This is a genomic window from Halobacillus sp. ABR2_026 (assembly GCF_056158545.1).
This window is the reverse complement of the sequence record NZ_JBSWTM010000001.1, coordinates 1,655,659-1,671,606: the sequence shown is the minus strand read 5'-3', so window position 1 is coordinate 1,671,606 and position 15,948 is coordinate 1,655,659. Positions and strand designations below refer to the sequence as shown.

Annotated in this window: 20 protein-coding genes; 6 read left to right on the top strand and 14 right to left on the bottom strand. The window is 44.4% G+C overall.

The features are described from left to right. Window positions 1-9 precede the first annotated feature (9 nt). A complete protein-coding gene (locus tag ACXADE_RS08680) occupies window positions 10-510 on the bottom strand; it encodes a YceD family protein (protein ID WP_474980083.1) in 501 nt (166 codons plus the stop codon). A gap of 194 nt (window positions 511-704) precedes the next feature. On the opposite strand from ACXADE_RS08680, the gene ACXADE_RS08675 reads away from it, so the two are divergent. Continuing rightward, the gene (locus ACXADE_RS08675; protein WP_474980082.1) at window positions 705-1,919 is read left to right on the top strand and encodes a nucleotidyltransferase; all 1,215 of its coding nucleotides are present in this window, start codon (window positions 705-707) and stop codon (window positions 1,917-1,919) included. A gap of 34 nt (window positions 1,920-1,953) precedes the next feature. Here the strand turns inward: ACXADE_RS08675 and ACXADE_RS08670 are convergent, their stop codons facing one another. Together ACXADE_RS08670 and ACXADE_RS08665 are read right to left on the bottom strand one after the other, a co-directional pair. Next, window positions 1,954-2,985 carry a SepM family pheromone-processing serine protease gene (locus ACXADE_RS08670; protein WP_474980081.1) on the bottom strand — a complete coding sequence of 344 codons (1,032 nt, stop codon included), beginning with the start codon at window positions 2,983-2,985 and terminating at the stop codon, window positions 1,954-1,956. Next, window positions 2,982-3,779 (bottom strand): patatin-like phospholipase family protein, encoded by a 798-nt coding sequence (locus ACXADE_RS08665; RefSeq protein WP_474980080.1) that lies wholly within the window; start codon window positions 3,777-3,779, stop codon window positions 2,982-2,984. Before ACXADE_RS08665 ends, ACXADE_RS08670 begins: the two co-directional genes overlap by 4 nt. Before the next feature lie 164 nt (window positions 3,780-3,943). Between ACXADE_RS08665 and ylbJ the strand changes: the two genes are divergently transcribed. Beyond that, entirely contained in the window at window positions 3,944-5,146 is a 1,203-nt protein-coding gene (ylbJ, locus tag ACXADE_RS08660) for a sporulation integral membrane protein YlbJ (RefSeq protein WP_474980079.1), read from the top strand. 84 nt (window positions 5,147-5,230) lie between these two features. Here ylbJ and coaD read toward each other — a convergent pair whose 3' ends face one another. The 3 genes from coaD to ACXADE_RS08645 all read right to left on the bottom strand — a co-directional run bounded on the left by coaD (window position 5,231) and on the right by ACXADE_RS08645 (window position 8,117). After that, complete coding sequence (coaD, locus tag ACXADE_RS08655) at window positions 5,231-5,707, bottom strand: pantetheine-phosphate adenylyltransferase (RefSeq protein WP_160913009.1); 477 nt, start codon at window positions 5,705-5,707, stop codon at window positions 5,231-5,233. A gap of 12 nt (window positions 5,708-5,719) precedes the next feature. Next, window positions 5,720-6,292, bottom strand: coding sequence for a 16S rRNA (guanine(966)-N(2))-methyltransferase RsmD (gene rsmD / locus ACXADE_RS08650; protein ID WP_474980078.1), 573 nt, complete (start codon window positions 6,290-6,292; stop codon window positions 5,720-5,722). 475 nt (window positions 6,293-6,767) lie between these two features. Continuing rightward, window positions 6,768-8,117, bottom strand: coding sequence for a hypothetical protein (locus ACXADE_RS08645; RefSeq protein ID WP_474980077.1), 1,350 nt, complete (start codon window positions 8,115-8,117; stop codon window positions 6,768-6,770). Window positions 8,118-8,202: 85 nt separating this feature from the next. Here ACXADE_RS08645 and ACXADE_RS08640 point away from each other — a divergent pair, with 85 nt between their 5' ends. After that, a complete protein-coding gene (locus ACXADE_RS08640) occupies window positions 8,203-8,592 on the top strand; it encodes a DUF7147 family protein (RefSeq protein ID WP_474980076.1) in 390 nt (129 codons plus the stop codon). Window positions 8,593-8,645: 53 nt separating this feature from the next. Here the strand turns inward: ACXADE_RS08640 and ACXADE_RS08635 are convergent, their stop codons facing one another. After that, window positions 8,646-8,924, bottom strand: a complete 279-nt coding sequence (locus ACXADE_RS08635; protein ID WP_474980075.1) for a YlbG family protein — start codon at window positions 8,922-8,924, stop codon at window positions 8,646-8,648. A gap of 87 nt (window positions 8,925-9,011) precedes the next feature. Between ACXADE_RS08635 and ACXADE_RS08630 the strand changes: the two genes are divergently transcribed. Beyond that, on the top strand, window positions 9,012-9,341 hold the full coding sequence (locus ACXADE_RS08630; protein WP_474980074.1) for a hypothetical protein: 330 nt from the start codon (window positions 9,012-9,014) through the stop codon (window positions 9,339-9,341). Here ACXADE_RS08630 and ACXADE_RS08625 read toward each other — a convergent pair. The 4 genes from ACXADE_RS08625 to ACXADE_RS08610 all read right to left on the bottom strand — a co-directional run bounded on the left by ACXADE_RS08625 (window position 9,338) and on the right by ACXADE_RS08610 (window position 11,862). Then, a complete protein-coding gene (locus ACXADE_RS08625; protein ID WP_474980073.1) occupies window positions 9,338-9,781 on the bottom strand; it encodes a YlbF/YmcA family competence regulator in 444 nt (147 codons plus the stop codon). The genes ACXADE_RS08630 and ACXADE_RS08625 overlap by 4 nt on opposite strands. An 82-nt stretch (window positions 9,782-9,863) precedes the next feature. Continuing rightward, entirely contained in the window at window positions 9,864-10,229 is a 366-nt protein-coding gene (gene ylbD, locus ACXADE_RS08620; RefSeq protein ID WP_474980072.1) for a spore coat protein YlbD, read from the bottom strand. A 58-nt stretch (window positions 10,230-10,287) separates the two neighbouring features. Then, a complete protein-coding gene (locus ACXADE_RS08615; RefSeq protein WP_474980071.1) occupies window positions 10,288-11,304 on the bottom strand; it encodes a CAP domain-containing protein in 1,017 nt (338 codons plus the stop codon). A 129-nt stretch (window positions 11,305-11,433) separates the two neighbouring features. Further along, complete coding sequence (locus ACXADE_RS08610; RefSeq protein ID WP_474980070.1) at window positions 11,434-11,862, bottom strand: CBS domain-containing protein; 429 nt, start codon at window positions 11,860-11,862, stop codon at window positions 11,434-11,436. 208 nt (window positions 11,863-12,070) lie between these two features. Here ACXADE_RS08610 and ACXADE_RS08605 point away from each other — a divergent pair, with 208 nt between their 5' ends. Both ACXADE_RS08605 and ytvI read left to right on the top strand, forming a co-directional pair. Continuing rightward, window positions 12,071-12,544: a YugN family protein gene (locus ACXADE_RS08605; RefSeq protein ID WP_474980069.1), complete on the top strand. Its 474-nt coding sequence runs from the start codon at window positions 12,071-12,073 to the stop codon at window positions 12,542-12,544. A 131-nt stretch (window positions 12,545-12,675) separates the two neighbouring features. Further along, on the top strand, window positions 12,676-13,734 hold the full coding sequence (gene ytvI, locus ACXADE_RS08600; protein ID WP_474980068.1) for a sporulation integral membrane protein YtvI: 1,059 nt from the start codon (window positions 12,676-12,678) through the stop codon (window positions 13,732-13,734). 91 nt (window positions 13,735-13,825) lie between these two features. Here ytvI and ACXADE_RS08595 read toward each other — a convergent pair whose 3' ends face one another. From ACXADE_RS08595 to ctaG, 3 genes are all read right to left on the bottom strand, one after another. Then, a complete protein-coding gene (locus ACXADE_RS08595) occupies window positions 13,826-14,365 on the bottom strand; it encodes a GNAT family N-acetyltransferase (protein WP_474980067.1) in 540 nt (179 codons plus the stop codon). Between the two features lie 118 nt (window positions 14,366-14,483). Continuing rightward, window positions 14,484-14,939 (bottom strand): DUF420 domain-containing protein, encoded by a 456-nt coding sequence (locus ACXADE_RS08590; protein WP_474980066.1) that lies wholly within the window; start codon window positions 14,937-14,939, stop codon window positions 14,484-14,486. Between the two features lie 31 nt (window positions 14,940-14,970). Beyond that, window positions 14,971-15,870: a cytochrome c oxidase assembly factor CtaG gene (gene ctaG / locus ACXADE_RS08585; protein WP_474980064.1), complete on the bottom strand. Its 900-nt coding sequence runs from the start codon at window positions 15,868-15,870 to the stop codon at window positions 14,971-14,973. Window positions 15,871-15,948: the final 78 nt, after the last annotated feature.

Sequence of the window (15,948 nt, the reverse complement as noted above, 5' to 3'; positions counted from 1 at the left end):
CTTTTTCATTTAATAATGATTGCAGTTTAGCCATTCGAGCATCACTTTCTTTTCCTCTGGTTCCTCTGTAACCACCTGCCAGCCTTTCCCTTCCTGGGGGGCTGCTTCATGAGCCTCATCATCATTGGAAAAAACGCGAGTCGGAATCTCCAACTGTACATTTTCCTTGATATAAGGCGTTAAGTCAAGCACTTCTCCATTCACGGTATGAACTTCAGAGTCATCTTCTTCTGTATGGTAAGGTGACAGATTAAATGCCTCCAGAGCATCAATGTGAAATGGATAAGTCACATCAACTAACGTTCGGGCACAAGGCAACACCATTTCTCCATCAATCGAAAAAGTTACCGTTATATCATTTCCTCGAGTCATTGCTTGACCTTTGACATGAACAGGGGAAATCCTGCGAATGTCATTGTTCAGTTGTTCTAATTCGCGAATATCTACGTCATCCTCAAAATAGAACGGCTCATCGCCTGTCTGTTTGAGTTTTTGTAGAGGAAATTTCATAGTTATCACCTCATGGCAACAAGAGTTATTGTAAAAGGATTTTGCCGATTTGTCAATATTTTTTCTTTACAGCTCAACCTTATTCTCATGCCGTTCATAATATTTGTGGTAAGGAAAGCGAATTTTCCATAGTATCATGATAAAATAAACCAAACACTTGTTCAATAGATAAGAATGAGATAGGAGGATTTCAATTGAAATCGTGTGGGATCGTCGTGGAATATAACCCTTTTCACAATGGACATCTTTATCATTTGGAGGAATCAAAAAAACATGCACAAGCTGATTGCATGATCGCCATTATGAGCGGGAATTTTTTACAGCGTGGGGAACCTGCTCTCATTGATAAATGGCATAGGACGGAAGCGGCTCTGCACGGAGGAGCGGACCTCGTAATAGAGCTTCCCTTCCTCTATGCAGTCCAACATAGCGATTACTTCAGCCAGGGAGCCGTCCAAACGTTAGCTGAACTCGGCATGGACAGCCTATGCTTCGGTAGTGAGAGCGGGGATATCCAGGCATTCACTCGTGCCTTTGACCATATGAACAAACACCAGGAAGAATATGACCAGACGGTGAAGAAGTATCTGAACGAGGGATATTCTTTCCCAGAAGCTTCACGACTGGGGTACGAATCTGTCGCTCTTCCTTCAGGATCCATCGACCTCACTCAGCCGAATAACATCCTTGGGTACAGTTATGTGAAGCAGCTTCTAACCTATGCTCCTGATGTCGAACCTCTGACGGTGCTAAGAAAGAATAATCACTACCATGATGAAGAGATCAATGGAACGATCGCCAGTGCAACAAGTATCCGCAAGGAATTGTTCCATATAGGTGACATGACCAGAAAATCCAAAGACTCCCTTCCTTCATCCACCGTCGAAATCCTTGAGAAGTATAAAGACCATATCGGGCTTTGGCACAACTGGGAGGCTTACTTCCATCTGCTCCAGTACAAAATATTGACGATGGAGGAAAGCACGCTCCGTTGTTTTCATGGAGTGGATGAAGGACTGGAATATCGATTAAAACGGACCATGAAGAAAGCTACAAGCTTCCATCAATTCCTTTCAACCTTAAAAACGAAGAGATATACGTGGACACGGCTTCAGCGGACACTTACGCACATCCTTGCGGGTACGGATAAACAGGAAGCTCGCATCCTTCTAAGGGAAACGCCGCCTCCATATGCCCGTATTCTAGGGATGTCCGCCGCGGGAAAAACATATTTGCGATCCCTCAAAAAAACGGCAGCCATTCCTCTCATCACACAGCCCCAGCAGCTGACACATGAAATGTTGGACATGGAAGCAAGAGCCGCTGCTGCCTATTACAGTGTACTCAGTCCGGAAAAGAGGGTAGAGTTGTTAAAAAGGGAATACGGCCCACCGATCATTCTGACATAAAAAAAGCCGCTTCCCATTAGGAGCGGCTTTTCTATTATGATTCCTGCTTTGGTTCAAGGTTCTCCAAATATTCGAGCGCATCCTGGAACGTGTCGACCGGAACGATTTTCATATCCGTTTCGATTTCTTCTGCGGTCTCTTTTGCCACCTGGTAATTCGAACCGTCCCTTCCTTCTTCATTTGGAGCAAAGAAAACATCAGCGCCGTGGTCAGAGGCAGCCACCACTTTTTTATCGATACCACCGATTCTGCCTACCTGACCTTCATAGTTGATTTCGCCCGTACCGGCAATATCATAACCTCTAGTAAGATCTGGTTCTGTTAATTGATCGTAAATTTCAAGGGAGAACATTAGCCCGGCACTCGGACCGCCGATCTCACCGCTTTTCACCTTCACTTCCGGACTTACATCAACCGTCCGGTCTGTAACGAGCGAGATGCCTACCCCCACTTTATCAGGATTGTCAGGAAAAGGAGCGAGCTCCACGTCCCTTTGAATCGTCTCTTCATCCCTGGTGAGGGTAAGGGTTACGGATTCCCCATCACTTTTATCACTTACATAGTCAATCAAATCGCTCGTTTCATTAATTTCCTTACCATCCACTTTTACAATTTGATCACCGGTTTTTAATAGTTTTTCAGCGGGCATGCCTTCCATTACATTCATGACATAGACCCCTTCATAATTAATCGTAATGTCCTTGCCTGCCGCTTGATAAGATACGACTTTGGAAGCTTCCTGAGAGGATTCCATCATTTGCAGCTGAGCATGGAAATACTCTTCTTCGGTAACCCCTTCCGGCCGGATATCTTCAAGCGGGTAAATCTGATGGAAAGGACGGATTTTTGCCAGCAGCCATTGAATAGGCGTCGCTTGTCCTCCACGTACGGTCACAAGATGCATATCTCCATCACTTGCAAACCCACCATCCACTTGCACAATATCATTCAATGCATCAGCTGTTCCTGGCTTATAAATATAATAGGGAAGGCGGAATGCCCCCAGAAATGCCACAATAAGTACGGTAATAATTCCAGTAATAATCAGTCTTCGATTTGCTTTCATTCGTCCATTGACTCCTTCCACGCAGCGAGTTTTCTCTTGATCTCTTGGATTGCTTCTTCCGCTGCTTTCTCCCCCGCCCCTACAATTTCCTGTATGTTTGTAAATGCACGTGAGCTGTACTTTGAAACATCAGGTTTGATCATCACGTCCGTATCGGAGGAGACACCGATGGCTGTTACAAGTTCATCCTGCATAATGTCGATGCTTTGGGTAATGACATCATAAATGGAATTGATGTTTGGATCGGAATCGAAATGAGCGCAATCAACGGCAATGATAAACGCAGCGCCCATCTCTTTCACGACAGAAACAGGCACACGATCAATGACTCCTCCGTCTATGTAGAGCCGGTCACCAATTTTCTCAGGAACGAATATTCCAGGGATAGCGATACTAGCCCTGACAGCTTCGCTTGCTGATCCTGACGTGAAGATTTTTTTCTCACCTGCATATAAATCTGTGGCCACTATGGACATCGGTGTTTGAAAGTCCTCGATATTTTTTCCAAACGTAAAGAGGCGGATATATTCCTTGATCCTCTTCCCTTGTACAAACCCCATCTTAGGAACGGTGAAGTCCAAATAATATTTACGCTTGAATGTAAAGGCGAGTTTATACATATCTTCGATTCTCTGTCCGGCAGCAAAAAAAGCGCCGACGAGCGCTCCCATACTGCTTCCAGCAATGAAATCGACGGGAATATCATGTTCGCGAAGGACCTTCAGAACCCCCAAGTGCGCAAAGCCTCGTGCCCCGCCAGAACCTAATGCCAACCCGATTTTCGGTCTGCCCACTTGTCATCCCTCCTTCATCCATGTGGTTTATTTTATGGAATAAACCGTTCCCTTATGAGCGTACACATGGAATAGAGACAACCTTTGAGCACGCGTCGAAATCTATCCCTATTCTACTATTCCCATAATGAGAAGTACAGAAAACAGCCATTTGTAAGGGGGCGTTGTACATTTCAAAATTGAAAACAGCCGTATTGACGCTGCTCGCATCAGCGCTTGCGGTTTCCTTGATCCTCTATCCCCGGGATGCTCTATCCGCCAGTTTACGAGGACTTGATCTATGGTGGGAAATTGTATTCCCTTCCCTTCTACCTTTCTTCATTACGGCTGAATTTTTGATCGGGTTCGGCGTCGTCCATGGTCTCGGATCGCTCAGCGAGCGCTTCATGAGACCACTGTTCAATGTTCCCGGCTGCGGTGGATTCGTATGGATGATGGGAATGGCCAGCGGGTATCCTTCTGGTGCAAAATGGACCGCTGATTTAAGAAAAAAAGGACAAGTCACTAGGGTGGAGGCGGAGAGGCTTGTGGCTTTTACGAATGCTTCCAGTCCTCTGTTCATTTTCGGAGCGATCGCTGTAGGGTTCTTTCACGATCCCAGCCTCGGAATCCTTATAGCTATTTCCCACTATGGCGGGAATTTCCTCGTAGGGATCGGGATGCGTTACTATAAAAAGAATGATCAGGAGGCGACGATGGATAGAGCATCTGCTTCCTGGAAGGATGCCTTCTTAAAAATGCATCATTCACGCCTGGAGGACGGCCGCACGATGGGAAAGCTAATGGGTGATGCCGTAACAAAATCTGTGGACACCCTCCTCATGGTTGGAGGCTTCATCATGCTCTTTTCTGTACTCACTGAGCTTTTGAAACAAACGGGTGCGATTCACATCTTTTCGCATATATTATCGTATACAGGCTTACCAAACAGCTTCCACGTCCCTTTAACGGCAGGTATGCTGGAATTAACGACAGGGATCGGCGCGATTACCGAAACCCACGAGCCTTTGCTTGCCCAATTGCTGGTGGTCAGCTTCATCTTGGGTTTTCACGGGTTCTCGATCCAAGCTCAGATCGCAAGTATTCTTGCAGAAACGGACATCCGCTTCAAACCTTATGCAGTCGCAAGGATTGCGCATGGGATTATCGCAGCCGCTCTCATGTACCTGCTATATTACGTCTACCGGCCTTTTCAACAGCAGAGTATGCCGATTTGGAATCCGAATGAAAGTTTCACCTTGCCCATCCTCGAATTTTTCAATGTATACGGTCCCCCAATCACGCTGGTCATGATCATGCTGATGATTGCCGTTAAGTGGAACAGTGAACGGCAAAGAACGAAGGCGGAGTCCCCCTGGACTAGATAACCTGTAATCATTCAAAGACTTTAAAAGTCATAAGAAAGCATAAAAAAACGATTCCTGGATAACCAGGAATCGTTTTTTTATCTGTTAAAATTTTTCGGACAGTGCTTTTTCTACCGGCGGTGGTACTAAATCGCTGATATTCGCCCGGTATTTTGCTACTTCTTTGACAATACTCGAACTTAAGAATGAATATTGGTTGTTCGTCATGACAAAAAACGTTTCAATATCTTCGTTCAGCTTACGGTTCATCGAAGTGATCTGCATTTCATATTCGAAATCACTGACGGCTCTCAACCCGCGAATGATGGCATGAGCCCCTTTTTCTTCAGCATAATCCATTAGTAGTCCGCTGCAGGCATCAACGGAGACATTGTCCATGTCTTTCGTCACTTCCTCCAGCAGTTTCGTACGTTCATTGACATCGAACAAAGGAGCTTTGCTTTGATTATTGAAAACCGCTACAATCACATGATCAAAGACTTTAGCTCCCCTCCGGATGATATCCAGATGACCATATGTAACCGGATCAAAACTTCCCGGACAAATTGCTATACGTGTCATACCCTTCTCTCCTTACTCAAAAATCGATACACCGATATTACTCCCATAAAGATCGGTTTTTACTCGTTTCAATGGCCCGACCTCTTCAGGTATTTTCTCTGAAGCATCATGTTCGCAGACGATGATGGCGTTCTCGGCTACCAAATCATGCTCTAAAAGCGCTTCCATCAAGTCATTATAGGAAAACTTTTTATAGGGAGGATCAAGAAAGATATAGTGGAACTTCAAGCCCCGCTTCCCTGCTGCTTTGATTGCGCGGAGAGCATCCGTCTTGAAAACTTCCGTCCGTTCTTCAAGTTCGAGCAGTTTAATATTTTCATGAATAGTCTGTATCGCTTTTTGTTGTTGATCAACGAAGACACAAGAATCAACGCCGCGGCTCAGAGATTCAATTCCGAGACCCCCGCTTCCAGCGAAAAGATCCAGTGCATTTCCTCCTTCGAAGAAAGGACCAATTCCATGAAAAACGGCTTCTTTGACCTTGTCTGTCGTCGGTCTGGTTTTATGTGTAGGGACAGATTTCAACGCTCGTCCCTTATATTCACCAGCAATCACTCGCATCGTGTACACCTCACTTGTCAGCATTCCCCATAATCCTACCATAAAACAGACGCGTCAGGGAAGTATCGGAGAAATGTGACTCCCTTAGATCATAAATGAGGTTCTCCGGCTAAATATTTTCTGAATCTGTGAATAATCACGAGGAGCAAAGACCATACTAGCATTTGAAGCGGATGATACTGCTTCTGAAAACGGAGAAGGCTTACATCCCCATAAGCTCTTCCTCCGGTTTCTCCTCTCCCTTTACTTTTTTGTTTCATCTCGGATGATCCAAAAAAGCGGGGCCGCCCGTAATGGACGGCCCTATTTTTTGTGCTGCTGGGCAGGTGTAAAACTTTTGCGATTAGGATATCTTTGTATTTCTGCCCCCACTACAAACGTACCTGGACTGAAGTTTTATCTCTCTACAGCATCGGTCGGATAATACCAGCATAAAAAAATGAAAGGTCTTGATATGTCAGCTGACATATCAAGACCTACATTTGACAGCGCTATGACATTACGTTTCTTCCACGGTGATTGAAACTTCAAATAAGTCCCGTAAATCCTGGATCCGAATATATGGGGTATCTTTGACCATGATCAACAAGCCATCCCCGATCCCGAACTGTTCTTGATCAACGATAAAAGTTGGCTCGCTGATATAGAAGCGATAGTCTTTTCCAGGGATTCCTACACGATAGGAAACGCCCTCCTCTATCGTTTCAAGTTCATACTTCATGATCCGGCTAATGTCTTTTAATGATAAATAAGAAGACCTTTGATAAGAGATGACGTGATCGGTTACGCCCCTGTCTTCCAGCGAAACTGTTTTCTCTTCACGGAAGTAAAGCTTAGCGCTGGTCGCTTTTTCATGGTTTTGAAAATAGACAGTGTTCATTCCATACACCAAAGCCAGCTTATCATCCAGGAACCTCCCTAAATCTTCAATACGATCGGCCTGGAGCAGGTATTCCTTCCACTTCTCCAATTCATCAGCAGTTAAAGCGGCCGTTACCTCTTGTCCCATCGTCGTTTCTGGACCGGTCCATATGTCTTTTATAATCCGGTACTCCCAAGGCTGTTCTTCTTTTGTAACTTTTTTTAAATGCTTCAGTACATACGCGCCTTGAAGTTCTTTAACATTTCTTCCTTCCGCTTGCAGGAGCTTTCCGTTTACGGACGTTTCGGACTGATCAAGACGGATCATGACAGGACCAGTGTCGTTTAGAAGACGACTGATTGCCTGTTTAACTCCGTCGGAGAGCTCTTCTGCTCCCATGTAAGTGATCACGCTCTCTCCCTTTGCCCAGATAGAACTTTCTCCTTTTCGAACTAGTGGAAGTGAACGCTCCAATGATGGGAATTTGTAATAACGTAGATTGTCCAGTCGGATATCATCAGACTTGGCTGTGGGAACCAACCAAGGATCTTCCATAGTGGCGTAATCCTTAATCGTTAGGGAGAAAGGTGTCTGATCGATCCATGCCTCCTTTTTCAGTTCCATCATCCAATCGGTGAGGTTAGCTCCCCCAGGTAAAGCAGGTATTGTATATTCAACAAGCACCTCTCCCCCCTGCTCCAAAATCATTTCAGGGGTGTCTTTTTGTACCACGCGGCACGGTCGATCCTTTATAGTACATTCAAAATTATCTGCCTGATCTGGGGCTTTTATGACATATATTCCTGCGTTCAATTCTTCATATGTATATTCAAACTTCAACTCTTCTTCTTTTACCGTCATCGTTACATCCAACCGGGAAGACGGACTTCCGTTCTTTTGCGCTTGTTCCGCTTGATCCCATTGGTACAGGAGGATCAGCGTCGATATACTGGCAAGCAAAAAGAGTGGGATCCATAATCGGCTCACAAAGCCCCCTCCTTTCCCAATTTACATGCATGAGGTTTCGTGCTACGTTTATCATGATTGTTTAATAGAAAGGGCGTACACAACTATGATACAAAAATTTATCGAACTTGGCGAAGGGTATGCGGATATTTATGAGCTGGTCGATCTTGGGGCCCGTATGCCTGACCGGATCCAGCATGCCATCGCCTTTTATTGTGAAAAAAACGGGGAGCCCGTCACCTCCCTTGCGTTAGTGATGAAGCCAGCTCACCATGATAAATTCCAACCGATCTATATTTGCAGAGAAGGAATACCGAACCCGCACGAAAAACCGAATCAACGTTTTGATATGTTCCAAAAAATGGTCGAACAGGCAGGAAAAGAAGTCGCAGAATTCACAATCAAGCCTTCCCAACTGTTTCCAGAAACAGAACTGTTTTATCAGCATTTGATCGGCATTCTCCGTATGAATAAATTCATTGCCCCCTTAAGCTGAATCACGTCAGAAAAAAGCGTCCGCTCTTTAAACGGACGCTTTTTTTCGTACACTTATATTCCCATTTTATAGTCATACTGTTTAGCTTTATCAGGCTTCGTTCCTTCGTACTCTGTCCGTACCTCAGGTTTATAAGAGGGGACGACACGGGAAACGAAAGGTAAACGCTCGAGTTTCTCCATTTTATGCTCGAGTTCTTCCACATTGACATATACTAAGGCGTATTTCATTTTTTTCGAAGCGTGAATCAAATGACCGTGCTTTTTAATTTGTCTTATATTTTTCATATGTTGAAAATAGACGATCATTCCTTGTCTTTTTGTTCGCATCATTGTTTCCACTACTCCCCGTCGAACATTATAGATTACCGTCAGTTTACCAAAGATCTTTGTCCACGGCAATGAGGAGGCTGAGGCTGTATGTTCACAGATCACGAACGCGCCAACCTTATATTCGAAGAACTCCTGCAAAAATCAGATAAGATCCGGCACGTCCACTTTAAAAAGATCGCCGGTATCCCATTTGTCTATTTACATCTTGAAAAAGAAACGACGAAAAGTGAAGTCGAGGATACATTGAAATGGTGTGCATCAAAAGCTATGAAAGGAAAACGCCTGACCCTTGCGATGAGTTTTGTCCGCAGGAATCAGGCGATCTATGTCTATCGTGTCCGCTTTCTCGTTCCACAGCGGAAAATGTTCTGCTGTGGGAACTTGTGCGACGACTGTATCCGGTTTACTGAACCTTAAGAAGCACAACCACAGCTTCCTCCACTGCCGCAACCGCCACTGCACCCCGTATCGGTGAGGGCCATACCATTTTTCGGCACTTTGATTTGTTCACTTACACTGAATGCGACACTTTCACTAATCTCATCCAGAAGATTCTGAATGCTCCGTTCTGCTTTCTTGAACTGAGCTACCGTTTCATGCATATCCATCTCTCTTTTTACGGAGCGGACTTTCTTCATGATGGTATTATAATCCGGGTGATAGCGGCCGAACCTCTGAACATCTTCATAATGCTCTTTTATATCTGCAAAGCTTTTAATGAGTCTTTGCGCCTCTTTATCATTTTCAAGAGCTTCTTTAGCCTCTCGATAATCTCGCATAGTCTCGGACTGCATAACCATTTGACCGATTGACTCAGAACTGTCCAGCAGATCGACAATTTCCATTGTAGCTAGCATAGTACATGTCCACCTCCAACCTCTATCATATCAAATAGGAAAGCAGATGGAAATGAGGGATCTTTTCCACCTGCCACATTCCTTAATAATAAGGGTATTCCATTTCCTTTTGATTTTTCCCGGAATCTTTCCTGGCGTTTGAGATCAGTTGTTGAAATTGACCGATGGCGCCGTTCAGTTCATCAATCTGCCTTGAAACTTCTTCCCAGTTGATATCCTCCATCATGACACCCAGTTGCTTGATCCAGTCCATCTTCGCTTGCGAACTGTCTTTTTTCACCGATGGAAGGGAATCCCAAAAAGGATCGTCTTCTCCGAGAATCATGTATTTCTCGTAATAGCTTTGAATCAACTTATGATTCTTTCTCAACTGCCCCTTCACTTTCGGGTGTTTTTGGACAAAGGCTTTGAACTGCTGGACGCTCGGGTGCAATTCATTTGTACTCATACCTTTACACCTCACTGTAAGAACTACAATATAGCCTATGCAGAAGGAGGGTAGGCGTTCATGGTACCGTAAGGAAATTCTGGGTATAGTACCGGTGGTATACACCGACTCCAAGATGTGTATAGTGGGGATCCAGAAGAGCTTTTCGATGTCCCGGGCTGTTCAACCACCCGTGAACAGCTGCAGTTGCATCAACATATTGTGTCGCTATATTTTCACCAGCTCTTACATATGTAAGGCTACCCAGACGCTCTTTTAACCCGTCTCCATTCCGGGAATAGTGGGAAAAATAATTGTTTTGGTCCATGTCCCGGCTGTGGTCATAAGCAACTAGAGCCGCACCTTCATGTTCCGAAAGTGAACCTTTGAAATGTAGTTTCCGGACTTCATTGGTTATTGAAAAAACCTGAGCTTCCATCCCATCTTCAATTTCCCTCCACGCCGTTTCTTTCCAATTTTCTTTTAAAGGGAGCGAACCACGGTAGATCACTTTATAGGGTTGGTGCTTGAGAAGGATGTCGTTCCTCAACATTCGGACAGCGAAAATTTCTTGATCCACGTTATCAAAATACAGCTGGGCGGACCATCTTTCATCTATGGAAATGACCGGTCGTTCAGTGATGTCTTTTTCACTGAGTTTCAATGTGTAAGCTCCTTCACTATCGAGACGGTAAGAGGATTGAAATGCAAAATCATCTTCTACCTGATCATAAGAATCATGAATGCGGATCATCCCTTCTTCTTCCTGGAATAAAACCCCTGTGACCACCAGCCCATCCATAATTCCGAACTGTTTGTCAACACCTTCTCCTGAACCATAGACCCACCATTCATATCCGTACTCACTAGGGTCTTTCCTCACCGGGGCTCCGAGGGTCTCCACCAATTCTGCAGCAGACATCTCACGAAAAGAAAAAAATTCTCTCGCCTGTTCCTCTTGCTTTTCCCCACTCGCTTCCATAGCAGGGAAGGACGATTTTTGATCCACTATCGGTTCTTCAGGAGAATATACAATCCACAGGACAACACCTATACAACAAAAAAGGACTGTATATAATATCATCGTTTTCTTCATAAAGATCATCCCTTCATCAATGACCCGTTTATACTATGTATAAGCTTTACCACAGGCGGCTATGATTAGGAAGAGATGAACGTCTACAGGTCAAAGAAAAGAGCCTGCTTCAAAAAGCAGGCTCGGTGATTAGTGAAGCTCAGGACGTTCAGAAATATCCTGCAAGGCAACCCCTGCGGCATGATCAGACATTTCTTCTGTGGATAAGTCGCCCAACGAGAGGATGCCGGAAAGTTTCCCGCTCTCAACGACAGGCAGACGACGAACTTGATGTTCGGCCATAATCCTGCTTGCTTCTTCCAGTGAGCAATCAGGGGTACAGCTGTACATTCTGTCACTCATCACTTGTTGGATAGGTGTTGTATCCGGCTTCTTCGCTGCATACCCACGAATAACAAGGTCACGGTCAGTAACCATACCCATGACGTTCCCTTGGTCATCGCATACAGGAATAGCTCCGACGTTCTTTTCTTTCATCATAGAAGCTGCGTCACTCAACTGGTCATTGGTATGACAGATGGAGACATCGCTGGTCATGATATCTTTTACGGTTTTCATGAAAGATCCTCCTCATTAATCAAGATCACTGTTTATTGTCCCCTTTTCACCAAATTTATTACATGCATCCGCTTTCCTTTTATAGTATAATGAGATAGGAATCACAGATATTAAACGTATCGGCACGACAACATCGTGCCAAAATTGCAACCATTACCTTTTCATACTAAAATAAGGTAAGATACATAACTATTGCGAGGTGGAACAAATGAAATTAGAAGGCACTGGGATTGAAGGTCTCGTCGTTGACTACAAACCATTGACAGAAATCATGGAAAGTAATGGATTCATCCTCGGTGGGTCCTGGGATTATGAGCGTGTTACTTACGATTACAAACTACCGGCTCCAGAAAAAAACATCACGTACTACATTCGCATCCAAGGATTCGCCCTTGAAGGTGATGTCGATAAAGGAGATGCCGTCGTCCGTCTGATGAAGCCGCTTCTTGGTCGTCATTATTATCCTCATGGTGTGGAATACGGCCACCAGGAAGGATTTACGGACAGCATCATTTCAAAAGCCAAGTCATTGGTTTCAAAGGTTCAAACACCTGCTAAGAAGTATCACAGCCAGGTTCCTGAGCATGTGGTATTGGACAAACTGAAAAAATGGGCGGAAGAGAACGAAAACGAGGAAGTCTTGAGAAAAGTCGAAGAATTATCTACGGACTCCGACCGCTGAATATATTCGTTCACCCTTTAGTCAGGGTGAATCACAGTCGCACATCATTGTATGGTGAGCGACTTTTTTAAAAGGAAGTAAAGATTGGACACTCGTCCGGTTTACGGGAGGAAAGGAGACTCTTACATAAATTGTTCCGATATCTAACAAAAAAGCAGTGGATCCTTTTATTGATATCCGCTCTACTCATCATCGCAGGCTATTTCATATTACCTGTCTCTATTCCATTGATCCTGGCTTTCGTTACAGCCTTGTTCCTGAATCCCGCTGTCAGGCTGATTCAGTTCAAGTTCCGGATTAACCGGAAGATGTCTGTTACGATCGTCTTTTTACTGTTCCTTGTATTCCTTGGACTGCTTGGAACCTTCGCGGTGACAAGAGCTGTCACTCAAATCGTACAGCTTGCGGATAATGCGCCTCAGTACATCAACCAAATCAATAACGTCCTTTTGGACTGGGAAGATCATATGGCTAGTTTCTCTCAGACTATGCCAAAGGAGTTCGTCGATAAAGTCACATCCGAAATGATGAACGCCATCGACCGGACAACGACAGCCATCACTGAGAAACTTCAACTGTCCAACATTGCCGCGGCAGCCGCTAAAATTCCCGAGCTGCTCGTCAGTTTTCTCGTCTATTTGATTGCTTTATTTTTGTTCATGCTTGAACTTCCTCGTCTGAGAGATAAGATGCATGATCAATTCACTGAAGCGACATCAGAAAAAGTGAAGTTCATGAATGCCCGCTTATCCTATGTCGTCTTCGGGTTCCTAAAAGCTCAATTTCTTGTGAGCATTATCATTTTTGTCGTGTCGCTGATTGGTTTATTATGGATCGCTCCAGACGTAGCGTTGATCATGTCCCTCATTATATGGGCGATCGATTTCGTACCGATCATCGGCTCCATCGTCATCCTCGGACCATGGTCCATCTATATGCTGATCATAGGTGATATCGCAATGGGAACGAAACTCGGCCTCCTTGCAATCGTCCTGCTGGCCATCCGCCGAACCGTAGAACCGAAAGTGATGGGACGCCATATCGGATTGTCTCCGCTGGCCACGTTGATTGCTATGTACCTTGGACTGCAGTTGATCGGACTTCTCGGTTTCATCCTTGGCCCGCTCGTAGTGATTGCCTTCAATTCCGCTAAGGAAGCTGGCATCATCCGTTGGAATTACAAGTTATAAGTCAGCTACCACCAAACATTTGATGAGAATGGGAGAATGAACTTTTGTTCTCCCTTCCCATGAGAAAAACCTGAAGCAGCGCTTCAGGTTTTTATAATTCCTCATTCATCGTATTTTTACTTTGATGGATTTTCTTCTCTTTTTTAAAGACGAGAATATCCATACTTCTATCTGTATGATTGAATCCATTGTTGATCAAAACTTTTTGAGAAGGAATGTTATCTTTATCACACTGGGCTTCGACTCCCTCGACCCCCGCTTGTGTAAACGCCCATTCACACAACGTTTGGACAGCTTCTGAAGCATAACCGAAATTTCGTTCCGACGCTACGACATGATACCCAATTTCTATGATACCTTCATCATCAGGCTTTCCTTTGAAACCGATATCTCCGATCACATGCTCACCAGAAGAGTCGATGATCACCCATGGCCCGAATCCAAGCTCATCCGAATCGTTTTCCAGCCGTTCCGCATACATCGGCAGTAGAGCTTTCAGTCCGTCATGCGGCCAATTCTTGTTCCAGGGAAGCTGAAATTTGTAATAAAAGGCGAGCGAGTTCTTCATGAGTGTCTGAGCAAGATCCAATGTGATTGGAAATAGCTGCAGCCTCTCTGTCTTCAATTCCATTCTAGGTCATCCCTTTCCTTTATGTATATGGAAATATATGCATCCGTACACTCATTCCCTCTACCACCCTGCCCTAAACCAAAAAAACAACGAACCCTGTTCGGTTCGTTGTTTTTCTTTATGTTCCTAAAATGGCTTTGATCATACTCGTAGTCGTTCCCCCATCATAAATGATGTATAACAGCATGTAGACAGCTACGCCCGTGATCGCTGTACAAAACCAAATAATACTGGTAACCGGCCCAATTTTGCGGTGTTTCTTAATTTTACGTTTATAAGCAAACGTCAAGGTAACGATCCCAAAAACGGCTCCGACTGTAGCAAGTAAAATGTGAAAAATCAGGAAAATGGTATAATAGATTTTCACATCATCCGGGCCTCCGAAACTCGTGTTGCCGACAAATATGGTCCGGCTCAAATAAATGATGAAAAAAGTTAACGCGCTGATGGCAGCGGCAATCATAACTTTGCGATGAGCGTCTCTTTTATTCTTAACAATCAGTATCCAACCGATCGCGACGAGCACAGCGCTCAAAACAATGAAAAATGTGCTCAAAGTCGGCAGTAACGGCATACTTCCACCTCTTCCCCTCTATAGCAACTTTCTAAGATTCTGTCTGTATATGGTTAGGGATCGGATCAATGGTATCCCTTTCCTTGTTAAACCAGCTGAAGAAAATATAAGCGATAATAGCTCCGAAGATAACTTCCTGTGTAATTTTCATAATGATGCCGCCCAGCTGCTGATCTTCAATCAAAGGCATCGGTGTGAAGTAACTCGGGCCGTTAAAGTTAGAAGCAAGGCCGTTCAGGACATCAGCGGGTACACAAAGACTCATCGCCTGCATCCATGCTCCAGCTTCTGAATAAGTATCATAAAGCGGTGCTCCTGCAAAAATAATCAAACCACAGGCTGGTGTAATCAAAACACCGTTGGCGAATATAAAGCCGATTTTCAATATTGGGCTTAACCTGTCCAAACGCTCCAAAGGTGGGAACACGGATATCCACATACAAAACGCGACGAACAAGATGATGGTGGTAATAACAGCGTGGGCTGTCTCACTCGATTTAGCATAATCGAAGATGACCGGCATATGGTACATGGAAAACAAACCATTGAAAAGCAGCAGGGAGATCAACGGTCTTGTGAGAAGATGAAGAACGGATTTCACTCCTTTTGTTCCAAAAACTTTTTCCCATATCCATACCGGAAGACCCTTGATGACTAAAATCGGGAATAAAAGATAATAGATCGCCATCTGCGTCATGTGAGCAGTGAACATAATATGCCCAAGCAAATCTACTGGAGAACCTTTGACGATATACAATAACAGCATTCCGGAATAGAACATGAGCTGTTGAGATGCACTCGGACGTTCGGTTCCCTTCTTCCGACCAGGTCCTGTCAGGTAAAAATAAAGACCGGATAATAACAAAACGAATAAGAAATAATAGGGACTCCACAAAGCGCGGAAGCCAAATATTTGAAGTTCTAACCACATTGGTGTCTCACCTCAGATTGTTTTACTTGTACCTCTCCATTTTACCTAATTATCACCAAAAAAACGAGGCGACATAAG

What these genes read in the sequence shown, in the direction of transcription:
- ACXADE_RS08680 (WP_474980083.1), bottom strand. Translation starts at nt 510, where the DNA reads ATGAAATTTCCTCTACAAAAACTCAAACAGACAGGCGATGAGCCGTTC.
- ACXADE_RS08670 (WP_474980081.1), bottom strand. Translation starts at nt 2,985, where the DNA reads ATGAAAGCAAATCGAAGACTGATTATTACTGGAATTATTACCGTACTT.
- coaD (WP_160913009.1), bottom strand. Translation starts at nt 5,707, where the DNA reads ATGACACGTATAGCAATTTGTCCGGGAAGTTTTGATCCGGTTACATAT.
- rsmD (WP_474980078.1), bottom strand. Translation starts at nt 6,292, where the DNA reads ATGCTGACAAGTGAGGTGTACACGATGCGAGTGATTGCTGGTGAATAT.
- ACXADE_RS08640 (WP_474980076.1), top strand. Translation starts at nt 8,203, where the DNA reads ATGATACAAAAATTTATCGAACTTGGCGAAGGGTATGCGGATATTTAT.
- ACXADE_RS08635 (WP_474980075.1), bottom strand. Translation starts at nt 8,924, where the DNA reads ATGATGCGAACAAAAAGACAAGGAATGATCGTCTATTTTCAACATATG.
- ACXADE_RS08630 (WP_474980074.1), top strand. Translation starts at nt 9,012, where the DNA reads ATGTTCACAGATCACGAACGCGCCAACCTTATATTCGAAGAACTCCTG.
- ACXADE_RS08625 (WP_474980073.1), bottom strand. Translation starts at nt 9,781, where the DNA reads ATGCTAGCTACAATGGAAATTGTCGATCTGCTGGACAGTTCTGAGTCA.
- ylbD (WP_474980072.1), bottom strand. Translation starts at nt 10,229, where the DNA reads ATGAGTACAAATGAATTGCACCCGAGCGTCCAGCAGTTCAAAGCCTTT.
- ACXADE_RS08615 (WP_474980071.1), bottom strand. Translation starts at nt 11,304, where the DNA reads ATGAAGAAAACGATGATATTATATACAGTCCTTTTTTGTTGTATAGGT.
- ACXADE_RS08610 (WP_474980070.1), bottom strand. Translation starts at nt 11,862, where the DNA reads ATGAAAACCGTAAAAGATATCATGACCAGCGATGTCTCCATCTGTCAT.
- ACXADE_RS08605 (WP_474980069.1), top strand. Translation starts at nt 12,071, where the DNA reads ATGAAATTAGAAGGCACTGGGATTGAAGGTCTCGTCGTTGACTACAAA.
- ACXADE_RS08595 (WP_474980067.1), bottom strand. Translation starts at nt 14,365, where the DNA reads ATGGAATTGAAGACAGAGAGGCTGCAGCTATTTCCAATCACATTGGAT.
- ACXADE_RS08590 (WP_474980066.1), bottom strand. Translation starts at nt 14,939, where the DNA reads ATGCCGTTACTGCCGACTTTGAGCACATTTTTCATTGTTTTGAGCGCT.
- ctaG (WP_474980064.1), bottom strand. Translation starts at nt 15,870, where the DNA reads ATGTGGTTAGAACTTCAAATATTTGGCTTCCGCGCTTTGTGGAGTCCC.